This is a genomic window from Prevotella herbatica (assembly GCF_017347605.1).
In the GTDB taxonomy this organism is placed as follows: Bacteria; Bacteroidota; Bacteroidia; order Bacteroidales; family Bacteroidaceae; genus Prevotella; species Prevotella herbatica.
In genome coordinates this window covers 2,426,762-2,444,119 of sequence record NZ_AP024484.1, presented here as the reverse complement: position 1 = coordinate 2,444,119, position 17,358 = coordinate 2,426,762, and the positions used below count along the sequence as shown (strand labels likewise).

Annotated in this window: 10 protein-coding genes, 3 tRNA genes and 3 rRNA genes; 2 read left to right on the top strand and 14 right to left on the bottom strand. The window is 41.0% G+C overall.

Features of this window, described 5'->3' with window-relative positions; all coding sequences use genetic code 11:
• Positions 1-85: 85 nt before the first annotated feature.
• The 3 genes from prwr041_RS09050 to prwr041_RS09040 are packed head-to-tail and all read right to left on the bottom strand — an operon-like array spanning position 86 to position 2,159.
• Positions 86-760, bottom strand: coding sequence for an RluA family pseudouridine synthase (locus tag prwr041_RS09050; RefSeq protein WP_207153481.1), 675 nt, complete (start codon positions 758-760; stop codon positions 86-88).
• Positions 761-778: 18 nt separating this feature from the next.
• Positions 779-1,531, bottom strand: a complete 753-nt coding sequence (fabG, locus tag prwr041_RS09045; RefSeq protein ID WP_018463802.1) for a 3-oxoacyl-[acyl-carrier-protein] reductase — start codon at positions 1,529-1,531, stop codon at positions 779-781.
• 34 nt (positions 1,532-1,565) lie between these two features.
• Positions 1,566-2,159, bottom strand: a complete 594-nt coding sequence (locus prwr041_RS09040) for a TetR/AcrR family transcriptional regulator (RefSeq protein ID WP_207153480.1) — start codon at positions 2,157-2,159, stop codon at positions 1,566-1,568.
• A 222-nt stretch (positions 2,160-2,381) separates the two neighbouring features.
• Between prwr041_RS09040 and prwr041_RS09035 the strand changes: the two genes are divergently transcribed.
• Positions 2,382-2,454, top strand: a tRNA-Met gene (locus prwr041_RS09035).
• Positions 2,455-2,600: 146 nt separating this feature from the next.
• On the opposite strand, the gene prwr041_RS09030 is transcribed toward prwr041_RS09035, so the two are convergent.
• The 11 genes from prwr041_RS09030 to prwr041_RS08980 form a co-directional block, all read right to left on the bottom strand.
• A complete protein-coding gene (locus prwr041_RS09030; protein ID WP_207153479.1) occupies positions 2,601-3,284 on the bottom strand; it encodes a GDSL-type esterase/lipase family protein in 684 nt (227 codons plus the stop codon).
• A gap of 4 nt (positions 3,285-3,288) precedes the next feature.
• Entirely contained in the window at positions 3,289-4,302 is a 1,014-nt protein-coding gene (locus prwr041_RS09025; protein WP_207153478.1) for a M48 family metallopeptidase, read from the bottom strand.
• A gap of 4 nt (positions 4,303-4,306) precedes the next feature.
• Entirely contained in the window at positions 4,307-4,867 is a 561-nt protein-coding gene (locus prwr041_RS09020; RefSeq protein ID WP_207153477.1) for a LemA family protein, read from the bottom strand.
• A gap of 131 nt (positions 4,868-4,998) precedes the next feature.
• Positions 4,999-5,439, bottom strand: a complete 441-nt coding sequence (locus prwr041_RS09015; RefSeq protein ID WP_207153476.1) for a lysozyme family protein — start codon at positions 5,437-5,439, stop codon at positions 4,999-5,001.
• A 570-nt stretch (positions 5,440-6,009) separates the two neighbouring features.
• Positions 6,010-6,122 (bottom strand): 5S ribosomal RNA (rrf, locus tag prwr041_RS09010).
• An 86-nt stretch (positions 6,123-6,208) separates the two neighbouring features.
• Positions 6,209-9,106: ribosomal RNA gene (locus prwr041_RS09005) — 23S ribosomal RNA — on the bottom strand.
• A gap of 182 nt (positions 9,107-9,288) precedes the next feature.
• Positions 9,289-9,362: transfer RNA gene (locus tag prwr041_RS09000), tRNA-Ala, on the bottom strand.
• A 16-nt stretch (positions 9,363-9,378) separates the two neighbouring features.
• Positions 9,379-9,452 (bottom strand) — tRNA-Ile (locus tag prwr041_RS08995).
• A 159-nt stretch (positions 9,453-9,611) separates the two neighbouring features.
• Positions 9,612-11,141 (bottom strand): 16S ribosomal RNA (locus prwr041_RS08990).
• The 16S, 23S and 5S rRNA genes sit together here with 2 tRNA genes alongside, the layout of an rRNA operon.
• A gap of 1,354 nt (positions 11,142-12,495) precedes the next feature.
• Positions 12,496-13,839: a sensor histidine kinase gene (locus prwr041_RS08985; RefSeq protein WP_237072192.1), complete on the bottom strand. Its 1,344-nt coding sequence runs from the start codon at positions 13,837-13,839 to the stop codon at positions 12,496-12,498.
• A 12-nt stretch (positions 13,840-13,851) separates the two neighbouring features.
• On the bottom strand, positions 13,852-14,529 hold the full coding sequence (locus tag prwr041_RS08980; protein ID WP_207153475.1) for a response regulator transcription factor: 678 nt from the start codon (positions 14,527-14,529) through the stop codon (positions 13,852-13,854).
• A 326-nt stretch (positions 14,530-14,855) separates the two neighbouring features.
• Between prwr041_RS08980 and prwr041_RS08975 the strand changes: the two genes are divergently transcribed.
• Complete coding sequence (locus tag prwr041_RS08975; protein ID WP_207153474.1) at positions 14,856-17,297, top strand: GH36-type glycosyl hydrolase domain-containing protein; 2,442 nt, start codon at positions 14,856-14,858, stop codon at positions 17,295-17,297.
• Positions 17,298-17,358 lie beyond the last annotated feature (61 nt).

The following is a 17,358-nucleotide window of genomic DNA, read 5'->3' as shown; positions in this document are numbered from 1 at the left end:
CATAATATTTTTGTCGTGCTTAATAAAATAACTAACTGCGAAAATATAATAAAAAAGCGAATTGTGCAAATTTTACCGACTAAACTTACAAAGATTCGGTCAAAGCTTTCCATAAGTTGTCATCAGGAACAGGTGAATCAATAGAAATAAGTTCTTTTGACACAGGATGAGCGAACTCAACGTGATGTGACAGTAAAGATATACTTCCATCTGGATTACTTCTCTTTGCACCATACTTCAGGTCTCCTTTTATCGGACATCCCATATTTGCCAATTGGCAACGTATCTGATGATGACGACCTGTCATAAGATTTATCTCCAGCAAATTATAATTATCGGTATGGGCAATTACCTTATATTGCAAGATAGCCTTTTTTGAATTTGGAACCTCATGATTGTATGCATAACTTTTATTCTGCTTTTCATTTCTCACAAGCCAATCCGTAAGCATACCTTCAGACTCCTTTGGGGAATCTTTTGTTATAGCCCAATATGTCTTATGCACTTCACCATCACGAAACATTTGATTCAAACGTGTAAGTGCCTTTGATGTCTTTGCAAAAACAACAAGTCCCGAAACAGGACGATCAAGGCGATGTACCACGCCGAGAAAAACATTTCCCGGCTTTTGGTACTTCTCCTTTATGTATTTCTTCACTGTCTCAGACAATGGCTCATCTCCGGTTTTATCACCTTGCACGATTTCGCCACTGTTCTTATAGACAATGATTATATGATTATCTTCGTAAACTGGAATCAATTTCTTTCTACTTATTGATTACATGTTCATACCACCATCTACCTGGATAACCTGACCAGAAACATAGCTAGAAAGGTCTGAAGCCAAATAAACTGCAGTGTTTGCGATATCAGTAACATTACCACCACGACGAAGAGGTATCTTACTAATCCATTCCTTGCGGATATCATCAGGCAAAGCCTGTGTCATTGCTGTATCGATGAAACCTGGAGCAATCGCGTTTGCACGGATTCCCTTAGGACCCATTTCCTGACCGATACTCTTAGCCAATGCAATAAGACCAGCTTTTGAAGCGGCATAGTTAGCCTGACCAGCATTACCATGTACACCAACAACAGATGCCATGTTGATTATAGAACCACCACGCTGACGCATCATTACAGGAACACATGCGTGGATAAAGTTAAATGCACTCTTTAAGTTAACTGCAATAACTGCATCCCACTGCTGTTCTGTCATACGCAACATAAGACCGTCCTTTGTAATACCGGCATTGTTTACTAAAATATCTACAGAGCCGAACTCTTCCTTAACCTTAGCTACAACTTCTTCTGTCTGCTTGAAATCAGCAGCATTACTTGCATATCCCTTTGCCTTTACGCCAAGAGATGCAATCTCACGCTCTGTTGCCAGACCACCATGCTCTTCATCTATAAATAGATCTGTGAATGCAATGTTTGCTCCTTCTTCGGCAAACTTCATGGCAATAGCCTTGCCAATACCGCGTCCAGCACCTGTAATAAGGGCTGTCTTACCTGTTAATAATCCCATTTTTCTAATTTGTTAAATGTTATATATTAAAAAATTATCTGCTAATAGATTTACCCAATGCACCATAAACGACCTTAGCCACCAATGGTTTACTGCTTTCCTCTGTCAATCCATGACCTAGACGACCATATATAAAAGGAACTTCAAGTCCCTTTATACAATAATGAGTAATGTCTGCTACTAAATCAACATCATCAATATCAAACTCTCCATCGGCCTTACCTTCGGCATAAACCTTACGGAAAAGTTCAATTTCGTCCTCATCAAAGTTTTTCCTTACCTTCTCAACCATCCATATATTACGGAAAAATTCCGCACGCAAATTGCCATTTCTGACAACCGTCTCACGTATCATACTAAGATGAGTGTAAATAAGTTCTATTATTTTATCTTGAGGACGTATCTTCATACTCGCCACTTCATCCAATCTATCAGAAAGGCGTTCCAATTCAGATTCGATAACAGCAGAATACACGTCTTCCTTCCTACTGAAATAAGTGTATAGAGTTCGACGTCCCTTACCAGAAGCAACGGCAATGTCATTCATCGTTGTATTGGCAATACCATTTTTGGCAAATAAAAGTCTTGCAACGTCCACAAGCTTCTGCCTTGTTCTTGAGATTGACATATTTGTTCCTATACTATTTTTAATTGCACATCCTATTAAACATGTGCAAATGTATGATATTTATTTTAGATAACAAACATAATAAGTAATTATTAAACTTATTTTCAAAAAAGTCATATAAATATTTGGTGGTCTCAAAAATTAGTGATACCTTTGCACTCACAAAACAAGAACATAGGATAACAAACATTTCGAAGCTCTTGATTTTCAATTGGTTAATATCGCGGAGTGGAGCAGTTGGTAGCTCGCCAGGCTCATAACCTGGAGGTCGCATGTTCGAGTCTTGCCTCCGCAACTAAATTATCTCGGAACCCTTTTAAACAAGGTGTTCCGAGTTTTTTTATTGTATATTTGGAACAATTTAAGGACATACACCGATTTATCTAAAATAATCAATATTATTCATAATAAAAAAACGGATGCAGTTATGCATCCGTTTTTCTATAAATATCTATTTAATCTAAAAGCCCAAACTTTATAACCTATTGGAGTTAAGTGAAGTCCGTCACAGGTAAGCGGTTTACGCATTTCATTTGTTTCATGTCGATTAAAATCTTTAAACAAATTAATATAGGTAATATTGTTACGCATACAGTAATGACGCAGCAGCTTGTTCACAGCAGCAACTTCATCAGTCTTACCTTCCAGATTTTTCCATTGATCGAAAGTTTCATTTATAGGAAGAATACTCTGCACATACAATTTTGTGTAACGCCTATGTGCCCAGATTTTATCTATTACTTTCTGGCATTTTTCAAAGACCTCACTTGCTGTTAAACCATGACTAATATCATTAATACCAACCATGAGAAATACAGCCTTAGGTCTTCTTGGTAATATTTGGTTTAGCCTTTGGTATATTCCTTCAGCATCATCACCAGCAATGCCACGATTTTTCACATGTCCGTACTTTAACAGTTTACTCCAGTCTCCGGCGTATTCTGTTAGACTATTGCCCAACATCACTATATCCGTACTGTCAATGTCACTCATTCGCTCAAACTCGGCAACCTTGTCATTATAATGATCAAATGAACGATAGCTTACATGCTGTGCAAAAACCTGTGATGAAAACAATGCTATGACAAGTAATGACCTTATTCTTAATTTATTAAAATACGTCATGATCTTAAAATTGCTCCAAAATTGCTATGCGCTTCTCTGTATCAGGGTGAGTACTGAACAGTGAATTCATAAAACTTAGAAGTCCCTGTTTCATTTCATCAGGCTGAATAATAAACAATTGCGCTACATCAGCTCTTTTTACATTATCCAATCCTGGATTTCCCGATATTTTTCTCAATGCAGAAGCCAACGCTAATGGATCACCACATAATTCAGCACCACCAGCATCTGCCATATACTCGCGTTTACGAGATATTGCAAATCTTGTCAGAAGAGTAAAAATGTATGCAATTGCGCAGCAAACAAGTCCTATAAGCATTATTACAACTATAGAAAGTCCACCACCTTTATCATTGTCATTATCATTACTTCGTCTGCTAGCTCCACCAAACCACATCATGTTATACATCATATTCAATACCAATGACATTACTGTAGAAACTATACCAACAAAAATAATACTGGTAATAAGAAGTTTTGTGTCTCTGTTACGTATATGCGTAAGTTCGTGTCCCAACACACCAGCAAGCTCTTTGTCATCAAGTAAATCCATCAATCCTGTTGTAACAGTAACTGTATAGCTATTCTTGTTTATTCCACTTGCAAAAGCATTGAGCTGTGGATCATCTACGATATTAAGCTGCGGCATATCCATATTGCAAGTCATGCACAGATTCTCAACGATATTGTAAAGACGTGGATTTTCCATACGACTTACAGCGCGTGCGCCTGTAGCTTGCTTTATCATTGATACATTAGAGAAATAAGCAATGATAAACCAAATACCAACAACTCCAAGTACCCATGGCAAGTAAGATAGGAACATTTGGTTTGCTGCATCTACATTAAAATGATAAACTATTTGTCCGTAATCGTTATAAACGCCACTACTAAAATAATTTACCAAGGCAACAAAGACCCACATCATGCCAAGTATACCAATAGGAAAAACGAGCAATAAAAGCAGACTCAGAATATTATTACGACTTATCTGAGTCTGCATTCCAACATATTTCATCTGCTTAGAACTTTACTTCAGGAGCTTTGTCAAATTCAACTCTGTCCTCCTGAGGGATTTCAAACATAGGTTCCTTCTTAAAGCCAAACATATTGGCAAAAATATTTGAAGGGAATACCTCTACTGCATTATTAAGCTCTCTTGTCGCAGAATTGAAGAATCTACGAACAGCAGCCAATTTATTTTCTATATCAGAAAGTTCATTTTGCAATTGAAGAAAATTCTCATTCGCTTTCAACTCAGGATATGCCTCCAAAGAAACTTTAAATCCTGCAAGAGCACTGGTAAGAGCATTTTCAGCATTGATTTTATCATCAATTGTTGTAGCTCCCATAGCAGCAGAGCGAGCCTCTGTTACTCTCATGAACACTTCTTTCTCATGATCAGCATACCCCTTAACAGTAGCAACAAGTTGTGGAACCAAATCATGACGTTGTTTTAGCTGAACATCTATATTTGCAAAAGCATTTTCACGATTGTTTCTCAATTTTACAAGATTGTTGTAAATAGAGATACACCAAAAAACAAGTAGTACAACGACTACTAATACAATAATCAATTTCATAATCAATATAGTTTATATTTTGTTTGGTTACAAAATTAATCTAAAAGTTGTTCAAACAATGTATTATTAAGATTAATTAGTAAGAAAAAGCCCGATTGTCATTTTTGACAATCAGGCTCTATAGAATAAAATTAATTCTTTAACAGATTCATAACCTTTTCAAAATATCGCTGTGTTCGCTGAATGCTGTAGTTTATACCACCATTCCATAATCGAACTGCCTTTTCTATATTATTGAAAGGATTATAATACGATTGTATAAGTAAGAACATTTCCTTCGATTTCGAAAGACTGAATCTATCAGATAACTTATATTTCTTTTTGCTTTTTCTTCTTTTAAGTATCTGATTACATTCAACCACCAAAATTGGAGTAATCTGCATAGCTCCTACTGAACTACCTTTTTTTGCGCGGTTATTACCGTGACTTTCCACCTGGATTATCGCATCCATCACTGGATTCCAATCGTAATTTTTTGAATCTACCCCTGTTGTCTCAGCTGCAAAACCAGATACAGGAATAAACATAAATACCATAATGATTAATAGTACAATCTTATTTCTTCTCTTCATATTTTTTTCTTTATGGAACCTGAACAATAGAAAAAGCAAAAATTGCTCGAGATTAAAGTCTATGTGAGAAAGAGCTTCACTTATAATCTCAGTTCCGTTAGATACCTTAATGGGTAATTCTAATAAATCAAATATTACCCTTATTCTTATCGTTGGCAAAGATACAAAAAAAAATCGGTTTTACCAAGCCTTTATTATTTAAATTGTCTATTTTTAAGAATTAGAAATAATATTATAATATATTGATAATCAGCAAGTAAACAATATTTACACCGTATTTTTTCCTTACAAAAGGATCGTTATAATATAACCGGTAAGATATGACAATTACAGTAAAATATTAGATTTACAAGAGCAAACTATAAGATTTTTAGATATGAAATAGCACAAAAAATATTGCTGTACGATAAGATTAATCACAAATTATCAGAGTAATCTTAGTTATCAGATTTTAACAGATTAATCAGAGCTATCATATTTTCAGAGCTATCATATTTATCTGATAGTTCGAATGATATAAACACAAAAAAGCCTCGAAAGATATTGCTATCCTCGAGGCTTCTGTTTAAAAGAAGGCGGCTACCTACTCTCCCGCATTGCATTGCAGTACCATCGGCGCAAGTGGGCTTAACTTCTCTGTTCGGAATGGGAAGAGGTGGGACACCACCGCAATAACCACCTGATATGGGTTATGACGTATTTTTCACAAGCAAACCGTAAGGAACAATGTTCCTACTATAATCTTAAACAACTCAAAGTATGACCTGTCGAAAGAAAGTTTCGGGCAATTAGTAGTGCTCGGCTTTGACGTCACCGTCTTTACACCTGCACCCTATCAACGTTGTCGTCTTCAACGACCCTCTATGGAGTTCTAATCTCGCGGCTGGCTTCGCACTTAGATGCTTTCAGCGCTTATCCATTCCAGACTCAGCTACCCAGCGGTGCGCCTGGCGGCACAACTGGTAAACCGGAGGTCTGTCCATCACGGTCCTCTCGTACTAGTGACGGCACCACTCAAAACTCCCACGCCCACGATAGATAGAGACCGAACTGTCTCACGACGTTCTGAACCCAGCTCGCGTGCCACTTTAATGGGCGAACAGCCCAACCCTTGGGACCTTCTCCAGCCCCAGGATGTGACGAGCCGACATCGAGGTGCCAAACCACCCCGTCGATATGAGCTCTTGGGGGGGATCAGCCTGTTATCCCCGGAGTACCTTTTATCCTTTGAGCGACGGAGTTTCCATACACATCCGCCGGATCACTATGCCCCAGTTTCCTGCCTGCTCGGCATGTCTGCCTCCCAGTCAAGCGCCCTTATGCCATTGCACTCTATTAGGTCGGTTACCAATCGACCCGAGGGCACCTTTGGAAGCCTCCGTTACGCTTTTGGAGGCGACCACCCCAGTCAAACTACCCACCAAACAATGTCCTCGCGATAAGCGAGTTAGACCTCAGACAGCCAAAGGGCCGTATTTCAAGGATGGCTCCACATACGCTGGCGCGCACGCTTCAAAGCCTCCGGCCTATCCTACACATCGGATGACCAAGGTCAATGCTAAGCTGTAGTAAAGGTTCACGGGGTCTTTTCGTCCCATCGCGGGTAATCGGCATCTTCACCGATACTACAATTTCACTGAGCTCATGGTTGAGACAGCGTCCGGATCATTACACCATTCGTGCAGGTCGGAACTTACCCGACAAGGAATTTCGCTACCTTAGGACCGTTATAGTTACGGCCGCCGTTTACCGGGGCTTCAATTCAATGCTGCATCCTTAAGGAATGACATCTCCTCTTAACCTTCCGGCACCGGGCAGGTGTCAGACTGTATACTTCATCTTTCGAGTTAGCACAGCCCTGTGTTTTTGTTAAACAGTTGCCTGGACCTATTCTCTGCGCCTCTCCCGGAGGAGAGGACCCCTTATCCCGAAGTTACGGGGTTAATTTGCCTAGTTCCTTAACCATGAATCTCTCAACGCCTTAGTATATTCTACCCGTCTACCTGTGTCGGATTGCGGTACGGGTACCACAGGGATTAAGTTTAGCGGATTTTCTCGGGAGTATGCTTACCAGCGCTATCAGCTTCCCCCGAAGGGGATGCCGTACTTTCAGGTTCGACTCGGAAGGTGGATTTGCCTGCCTTCCTCAACATCTACACCCTTAAACGGGGACTTCCGTCACCCCGCGGCTGTGTCACTGCTCCGTCTCCACGTCACTCCCTATGGTAGTAACGGAATATTAACCGTTTCTGCCATCGCCCTCGCCCTTCGGCTGAGACTTAGGACCCGACTTACCCCAGGCTGATTAACATTGCCTGGGAAACCTTAGACTTTTGGCGGAGGGGGATCTTACCCCTCTAATCGTTACTTATACCTACATTTGCTTTTCCATACGCTCCAGGATCGGTTATCCTCACCATTCGACGCATATGGAATGCTCCCCTACCGATACTTTTATTATTACTATCCCGCGTCTTCGGTACCTGCCTTATACCCGATTATTATCCATGCCCGGACCCTCGACTAGTGAGCTGTTACGCACTCTTTGAATGAATGGCTGCTTCCAAGCCAACATCCTAGCTGTCACTGGGACCAGACTTCGTTAGACTAACTTAGACAGAATTTCGGGACCTTAGACGGCGGTCTGGATTCTTCTCCTCTCGGGAACGGACCTTAGCACCCGTCCCCTTACTGCATATCTGCCGCTCATGAGCATTCGGAGTTCGTCAGGTCTCGATAGGCGGTGAAGCCCTCTTGACCTATCGGTCGCTCTACCTCTCATGAGGATCAATACACGCGGCACCTAAATGCCTTTCGGGGAGTACGAGCTATCTCCAAGTTTGATTGGCCTTTCACTCCTACACTCAACTCATCCAGAAGCTTTTCAACGCTTATTGGTGCGGACCTCCATTCCGTGTTACCGGAACTTCATCCTGGTCAAGTGTAGATCACTTGGTTTCGCGTCTACCCCCTCTGACTGAACGCCCTGTTCAGGCTCGCTTTCACTGCGGTTGCGGGGCTTAACCCCTTAACCTTGCCAGAGATGGTAACTCGTAGGTTCATTATGCAAAAGGCACGCCGTCACTGATTGCTCAGCTCCGACCGCTTGTAGGCGTATGGTTTCAGGAACTATTTCACTCTTCTTATCGAAGTTCTTTTCACCTTTCCCTCACGGTACTGGTTCACTATCGGTCTCACAGGAGTATTTAGCCTTACCGGATGGTCCCGGCAGATTCGCGCAGAATTCCTCGTGCTCCGCGTTACTCAGGATACCACTATGCCGGATTCAACTTCACATAAGGGGCTATCACCCGCTATGGCTGAACTTTCCAGTTCATTCTGTTCATTGTCTCCATACAATCACGTGGTCCTACAACCCCGGCGGTGCGTTGCCACATCACCGGTTTGGGCTGGTCCCCGTTCGCTCGCCACTACTAGGGGAATCATTATTTATTTTCTCTTCCTCCGGGTACTAAGATGTTTCAGTTCCCCGGGTTAACCCTCACGACTGGCGTGAGTGACTGTCCTTCAGACAGACGGGTTGTCCCATTCGGAAATCCTCGGATCAGCGGCTATTTGCACCTACCCGAAGCTTATCGCAGCTTATCACGTCCTTCATCGTCTCTGTGAGCCTAGGCATCCACCATACGCCCTTTCTTACTTTCTTTCGCCAACATGACATTAATGTCATGAGGTTGCTCATACTTTCAGCTGTTAAGTGAAATCCTTAAATCTTGCGATTTTCTTGATTTCAAAGTTTGAACTTTATTACTTTACAGTTTTGCTTGTGTCAATATGTCAAAGATCTATCTGGAATGCATATACTTAATCAAAAGTATGTTCCATGTGTGGAGAATAACGGATTCGAACCGTTGACCCCCTGCTTGCAAAGCAGGTGCTCTAGCCAGCTGAGCTAATCCCCCGAGGGATTGTAAGGAGTAGTCCCAGGCAGACTTGAACTGCCGACCTCCACATTATCAGTGTGGCGCTCTAACCAACTGAGCTATAGGACTATATCTTCCAGCTGGTTCATTCAAGCTACGTGGGCTTTTTGCTGCCCAGCTTCCTTATTTCTCTTATATCTATAAACAGTTCAGTGAGTACAAGAAGGAAAAGAACCAAACTCTTGTTCTATCCTTATATATAATCCATTGTTGGAAAATCGTCTCCAGAAAGGAGGTGTTCCAGCCGCACCTTCCGGTACGGCTACCTTGTTACGACTTAGCCCCAATTACCAGTTTTGCCCTAGGCCGTTCCTTGCGGTCACGGACTTCAGGCACCCCCGGCTTTCATGGCTTGACGGGCGGTGTGTACAAGGCCCGGGAACGTATTCACCGCGCCATGGCTGATGCGCGATTACTAGCGAATCCAGCTTCGTGGGGTCGGGTTGCAGACCCCAGTCCGAACTGGGACCGGCTTTAAGGATTGGATTACTTTTGCAAGCAACCGTCTCTCTGTACCGGCCATTGTAACACGTGTGTAGCCCCGGACGTAAGGGCCGTGCTGATTTGACGTCATCCCCACCTTCCTCACACCTTACGGTGGCAGTATCTCCAGAGTGCCCAGCATCACCTGATGGCAACTAAAGAAAGGGGTTGCGCTCGTTATGGCACTTAAGCCGACACCTCACGGCACGAGCTGACGACAACCATGCAGCACCTTCACAGAGGCCCCGAAGGGCATCACCATCTCTGGATCTTTCCTCTGCAATTCAAGCCCGGGTAAGGTTCCTCGCGTATCATCGAATTAAACCACATGTTCCTCCGCTTGTGCGGGCCCCCGTCAATTCCTTTGAGTTTCACCGTTGCCGGCGTACTCCCCAGGTGGGATGCTTAATGCTTTCGCTTGGCCGCTGGCCCAGGTGGGTCAACAGCGGGCATCCATCGTTTACCGTGCGGACTACCAGGGTATCTAATCCTGTTCGATACCCGCACTTTCGAGCTTCAGCGTCAGTTGTGCTCCCGTAAGCTGCCTTCGCAATCGGAGTTCTTCGTGATATCTAAGCATTTCACCGCTACACCACGAATTCCGCCTACGTTGCGCACACTCAAGTCTGCCAGTTCGCGCTGCAATTCAGATGTTGAGCATCTACATTTCACAACACGCTTAACAGACGGCCTACGCTCCCTTTAAACCCAATAAATCCGGATAACGCCTGGACCTTCCGTATTACCGCGGCTGCTGGCACGGAATTAGCCGGTCCTTATTCATACAGTACCTGCAAATAACCACACGTGGCTAACTTTATCCCTGTATAAAAGCAGTTTACAACCCATAGGGCCGTCATCCTGCACGCTACTTGGCTGGTTCAGGCTTTCGCCCATTGACCAATATTCCTCACTGCTGCCTCCCGTAGGAGTTTGGACCGTGTCTCAGTTCCAATGTGGGGGACCTTCCTCTCAGAACCCCTACTGATCGTTGCCTTGGTGGGCCGTTACCCCGCCAACAAGCTAATCAGACGCATCCCCATCCATAACCGATAAATCTTTATTCCTAATCAGATGCCGTCAAAGGAAATTATAGAGCATTAGTCTTACTTTCGCAAGGTTATTCCCTAGTTGTGGGCAGGTTGGATACGCGTTACTCACCCGTGCGCCGGTCGTCGACAAGGAAAGCAAGCTTTCCTCTCGTTACCCCTCGACTTGCATGTGTTAAGCCTGTAGCTAGCGTTCATCCTGAGCCAGGATCAAACTCTCCATTGTAAAATATTATATATTCTATTTCTAGAATGTCTGTAATCTGTTCAGAACGAATCTCCTAAATTATTGTAGTCTAAAACCTGATTTTTTCGAAACCGAACCTAAGTCCGGTGACGGTTTGTTTCTTTTTACCCGAGTACCGAAATAAATCCCAGCACTCGCTTCTTGTACTACTTTTCTGTCTATGTAAATCTTTTCAAAGAACTCTTTCTTTTGCTGTAAGAGAAGCGTTGTTCTCAAAAGCGAATGCAAAAGTATAGGTTTTTATCCGAACCTCCAAATCTTTTTATGAAAAAGTTTCAATTATATTTCATTATTTCCGTTTTGTTGACAGAATCATGTATTTCAAAATATATACACATTATTATATATAGAAGGAACTCTTAATGCTTATAGTTATGTCTGACAAATAGCTAAACAAAGGGGATTCCTACCTGTGGAAATTCGTTTTTTCTAGCTACGAAGCTACGTAAACGGATTAACTTACTGTCATTTAGCAAGTTACGTAATATTTTACAGAAATACAGCTACGGCAGGCTACGTTCGAGCTACGGCATGGGATGGCGTTTCAACGATGAAACGGAAAAGATGGAATTATTCGGGATTACTTTTGAACCGGAAAAAGAAAACGTTTTAACGATGGAATGGAAACGTTTTAACGATATAACGGAAACGTTTTAACGATATAACGGAAACGTTTGATCGATGGAATGCAAACGTTATGTCGTAGGAATGAAAACGTTATAACGATACAATAGAAACGTTTGATCGTAGAAACGGTTTGATGGATGGGTATTAATGGTCTGCCGTCAGTCTTCTAGGTTTCACTCTTCCTACATACAGTTTTCTAAAAAAAGCGTCGAAGTGTCGAGTCCTTGATCATCAGGAAGTTATGTTAAGAACAAGTGTCGGCAAGGTGTCGGTGAAGTGTCGGTAAAAATCAGAAATGCGCCGACACCTTACCGACACTTCACCGACACTTAAATCACAGCTAACATATTGATAGTCAGACATTCGACACTTAGACACTTATATTTTAAAAAGTCCTAGTACGCACGTACGTACATAATATATATAAGCGTTTGAATATATATCTCAGAAAGAACATCATATTGAAATTCACCTATGTTTTTGGGCTAAGACTTCAATTCTATATCAAAACACCTGATATTGACGTAGCTTGAACGTAGCCTGACGTAGCTAACTTTCCTAGTACAAACGTTCTCCTTCCCTTTGTATAAAGCCGGTTCAGGAGATGACGTAGCTACGTAGCTAAAAAATGAAAAGCATAGGAGAATTATAGATACCATAGCCCCGCACATTCATTAAACTCCCCCAACACCTTGTAATAATATAATTATCCATTTCCTTTATATTCATCAAAGGAAATTGTGAATTTGGTGTGAACATTTTCCTCGGTGTCTATATCTATTGTGGCATTATATATTTTCAATATCTTTGCAGAAAGAGCCAACCCTACTCCATAACCGGAATACTCTCGCGTATTGGTAGCACGATAAAATGACTGGAAGATATGTTCGACTTCTGTTTTTGGAATTCCTATACCATAATCTTCAATCTCCACAACTACCTTATCAACAATACGTTTCAGACGCAAGTCTATATTTTTATTAGAATACTTAGTGGCATTGTTTAAAAAATTGCGGAATGCAACTTGCAACAGATACGGATTAGCATATATAAGTGCTGGCGTTTCTACTTCATCAGAGAAAATTACACGTTCGGTAGACTGCGCCATTCCTAAAAGAAGCTCAGACATATCAATACCAGTCGACTCCTGCTGAGTTAGGTCATCATCATGACGTGACAAAAATAGAAGGTGTTTAATCAATAAAGATACACGTTTACTCTCAGAATAAATTCGCTGCAACGACTCTGTGTATTCCTGTGCATTTCTCTCCTTCATTAAAGTAATTTCGCACTCACCTTGTATGGCAGTTAGCGGATTGCTGAGTTCATGAGAAGCAGCACTTACGAAAGACTTTTCAGATCTAAAAGCCTCAGCTATACGATCAAGCATATCATTAAGATTATGCACAAGCGCATCAAGTTCATCCTTATTTCCAGTCTCCTCTAACCTCACATCCATATCATTACCACGAATGCTTTTAAGATGATCCAATATCGACTTCAAAGGTTTCAGTATTCTTCCTGAATAGAGCTGTCCCATTAGTACTGTAATAGTAATGCTTAATAAGAGGAGAATCAACGAGAGATAAAGCGTATGCTGTTGTATTTTATAGCCATAATTATTATGCGCAGTGACAAGAATAACAAACCTCCCCAATTTATCAGGATAATACAATGCTACACCATTAAGAACTCCCTTTGAAAAATTTACAGGATTGCCGTTATAGATAGCCCTCTGCTCATTTTCTGTAAGATATTTATCAAGAGAATCTTTCAATGCTTTTTCATTGCCATCAACTTTGATCACTGATTCATTGGCACGCGGCAACAATTCTCGATAATTACGTTGCAACATTTTGTATTCATCAGAATCCATTTCGTCTGCTTTGAAATTTCTCTGCGCCGAAAGGTAGATCTTATCACGTAGGTTTGCTTCAAACACTCTGTCTACATATCTTGACGTGAACACATAGAATATTAAAATGATAAACATTGCTATGCCAAACGTAAGACACGTATAAAAGAGCACTATCTTATGACCTATTTTCATTATATATCTTATTTATTCTGCCATAATATATCCAACACCAACGACCGTATGAATTAGTTTTTGCGTAAAATCTTTATCTATTTTTGTTCGAAGATAATTCACATAAACATCGACGACATTCGTATTGGTATCGAAATTTTTATCCCACACCTCTTTTAACAAAGTAATTCTACTTATGGCAACATTTTGGTGAGACATAAAATATTCCAGCAATCTATACTCCTTCACGGTAAGATCAATATCTATATTATTACGTGTAGCTTTATGATTGCGACTATTCAGTACTAAATCGCAACACCGCAATTCTGAGTTCACTCCATTATCAGAAGCACGCCTTAGCAAAGCCTCTATACGCGCTTCAAGTTCGGTAAAACTAAAAGGTTTAACAAGATAATCATCGGCTCCAGCTTTAAGACCCTTTACAATATCATCGGTAGTTCCGAGAGCTGTAAGCATGATAACAGGAGTTTTGTAACCATAAGAAGAACGGTATTTAGCACACATATCAAGTCCATTCATCTTAGGCATTATAATGTCTAAAATCAAGAAATCAAAACTATCAGAGCGTGCAATATTCCAGCCCTCCTCTCCATCATAAGCCACTGTTACCTCATGACCAAGTTCCATCAGTCCACGCTTTATAAACGAAGCTATGTTTACCTCATCCTCTACCAATAATATTTTTGCCATAAATTATAAATATAAAATTGGATTGCAGTTACAAAGTTAATAAATTAAGATTAACAAGTATCATTCCATACACATTAAATTGCAAATTTACATTCTTTTTATTTTCATCCCACATAAATACAATTACATTGTTCTTATCTGAAATTAGAAAATAATTAGAATAATATTATTATCAAAGATGAGTAAACAAATAAATCATTCAACCAATAATAATGAAAGAAATCATTTATATTTCTACATAATTCTCATTATTTTGTGTAATTTTGCAAGCAGTTTAAAAGACTAATATCTAAAAACGAAACATACAAAACCAACTTTTTAAAAATATGGAAAACAAGAAGTACGGACACTTTGACGACGCCCACCGCGAGTATGTCATCACCGATCCAAAGACACCATGGCCATGGATTAACTATCTTGGCAATGAAGATTTTTTCTCACTCATATCAAACACTGCAGGAGGATATAGCTTCTACAAAGATGCTAAATTTCGCCGTATAACTCGATATAGATACAACAATGTACCGATGGACAACGACGGAAGATATTTTTATATTAAGGATGGTGACACTACTTGGAATCCTGGTTGGAAGCCTTGCCGTACCCCACTAGATTCATACGAATGCCGACATGGTATGAACTATACACGCATAAGTGGACAGAAAAACGGAGTTGAAGCCAGCGTTTTATTCTTTGTTCCGTTACACAAATGGTGTGAAATACAAAAGATGACGCTTCGTAATCAAAGCAACGAAACAAAGCATCTTAAAGTTTTCTCTTTCCAAGAATGGTGCTTGTGGAATGCAGCCACCGACATGGAAAACTTCCAACGTAATTTTTCAACAGGCGAGGTCGAAATAGAAAACTCAACAATATATCACAAAACAGAATACAGAGAGCGTCGCAACCACTATGCTTTCTATCATGTCAACCAAGAAATACAAGGATATGATACCGACCGTGAAACTTTCATGGGACTTTACAGTGACAAAGCTGCTCCAGATGCTGTTACTGAGGGACACGCAAGAAATAGTTTCGCTCACGGTTGGAGTCCTATCGCTTCACACTATCTTGAAATAGAACTGAAGCCCCGTGAAAGCCGTGACCTAGTCTTCATTCTGGGATACGTGGAAAATCCACAGGAACAGAAATTTGAGTCCAAGAAGGTTATCAACAAAGCAAAAGCACACGCACTTATAGCAGAGTTTGACACAGCAGAAAAAGTTGACAAGGCTTTCGAAGAACTAAATGAATACTGGAATAATTTACTGTCTGTATTCACAGTTAAGAGCGGTAATGATAAACTGGACAGGATGGTAAATATATGGAATCAATATCAATGTATGGTTACATTCTGCATGAGCCGTTCTGCAAGTTTCTTTGAAAGCGGAATCGGACGTGGAATGGGATTCCGTGACAGCAATCAGGACCTTGTTGGATTTGTACACCAGATTCCGCAAAGAGCTCGCCAACGAATAATTGATATTGCGTCAACACAATTTGCCGACGGAGGTTGCTATCACCAGTATCAGCCCCTTTCTAAACGAGGCAACAATGATATAGGCGGTGGATTCAATGACGATCCATGTTGGTTGATTTTCGGAACTGTTGCATATATAAAAGAAACTGGCGACTTCTCTATCCTTAACGAAATGGTACCGTTTGACAATAAACCAAGAACTGAAGTTAAACTGTTTGACCATCTGAAGATTAGTATGGACCATGTAATCAATAACCTTGGTCCTCACGGGCTTCCACTTATCGGCAGAGCTGACTGGAACGACTGTTTGAACCTAAACTGTTTCAGTTGGGATCCTAATGAGAGTTTCCAAACCACCGAGAACCAAGGCAAGGGCAGCAAGGCTGAAAGTCTAATGATAGCAGGTTTGTTTGTCGTTACCGGAAAAGACTATGTAGAACTTTGTCGCCGACTAGGAAAACCACACGAAGCCGACCGCATGGAAACAGCCGTAAAAGCTATGGAGAATGCCGTAAAAGTTCATGGTTGGGACGGTGAATGGTTCCTAAGAGCTTACGATTTCTATGGCGAAAAGATTGGAAGCAACGAGAATGATGAAGGAAAGATTTTCATTGAGTCACAGGGCTGGTGCACAATGGCAGGCATAGGACTAAAAGAAGGATTATGCGATAAGGCTCTCGACAGTGTGAAGGAGCGCATGGAATGTGAACATGGTATTGTTTTAAACAATCCAGCATATACAACATATCATGTTGAAATGGGTGAGATTAGTTCTTATCCTGAAGGTTACAAGGAAAACGCAGGCATCTTCTGCCATAATAATCCTTGGGTAATCATCGGCGAGACTGTAGACGGACGTGGTGACGACGCATGGAATCACTATAAAAAGATTCTGCCTAGCTACGTGGAAGAGAAATATCAGACTCTTCACAAAGTAGAACCATACGTAAACTGCCAGATGGTAGCAGGAAAAGATTCAGCACGACCTGGTGAGGGAAAAAACAGTTGGCTTACTGGTACTGCCGCATGGATGTGGTACACCATAAGTGAATACATTCTTGGTATCAAACCGAGTTACGACGGACTGCTTATCGATCCATGTGTGCCTTCTACGACAAAGACCTACGAGGTTAATCGAAAGTTCAGAGGTGGAGAATACCATATTACGGTAAACAATCCAGAAGGAAACCAAAAGGGTATTAAGTCTATAACGGTAGACGGCAAAACCATAAATGGTAATATCATTCCTGCTGAATTAGGAAAACATGAAGTTATCGTGCAGATGTAATAAATTTGCTTTTTGACAATACAAAAAAGTCCGCTGTCGCATAATGCAACAGCGGACATAT

What these genes read in the sequence shown, in the direction of transcription:
- prwr041_RS09025 (WP_207153478.1), bottom strand. Translation starts at nt 4,302, where the DNA reads ATGAAATATGTTGGAATGCAGACTCAGATAAGTCGTAATAATATTCTG.
- prwr041_RS08985 (WP_237072192.1), bottom strand. Translation starts at nt 13,839, where the DNA reads ATGAAAATAGGTCATAAGATAGTGCTCTTTTATACGTGTCTTACGTTT.
- prwr041_RS08975 (WP_207153474.1), top strand. Translation starts at nt 14,856, where the DNA reads ATGGAAAACAAGAAGTACGGACACTTTGACGACGCCCACCGCGAGTAT.
- prwr041_RS09015 (WP_207153476.1), bottom strand. Translation starts at nt 5,439, where the DNA reads ATGAAGAGAAGAAATAAGATTGTACTATTAATCATTATGGTATTTATG.
- fabG (WP_018463802.1), bottom strand. Translation starts at nt 1,531, where the DNA reads ATGGGATTATTAACAGGTAAGACAGCCCTTATTACAGGTGCTGGACGC.
- prwr041_RS09040 (WP_207153480.1), bottom strand. Translation starts at nt 2,159, where the DNA reads ATGTCAATCTCAAGAACAAGGCAGAAGCTTGTGGACGTTGCAAGACTT.
- prwr041_RS08980 (WP_207153475.1), bottom strand. Translation starts at nt 14,529, where the DNA reads ATGGCAAAAATATTATTGGTAGAGGATGAGGTAAACATAGCTTCGTTT.
- prwr041_RS09030 (WP_207153479.1), bottom strand. Translation starts at nt 3,284, where the DNA reads ATGACGTATTTTAATAAATTAAGAATAAGGTCATTACTTGTCATAGCA.
- prwr041_RS09020 (WP_207153477.1), bottom strand. Translation starts at nt 4,867, where the DNA reads ATGAAATTGATTATTGTATTAGTAGTCGTTGTACTACTTGTTTTTTGG.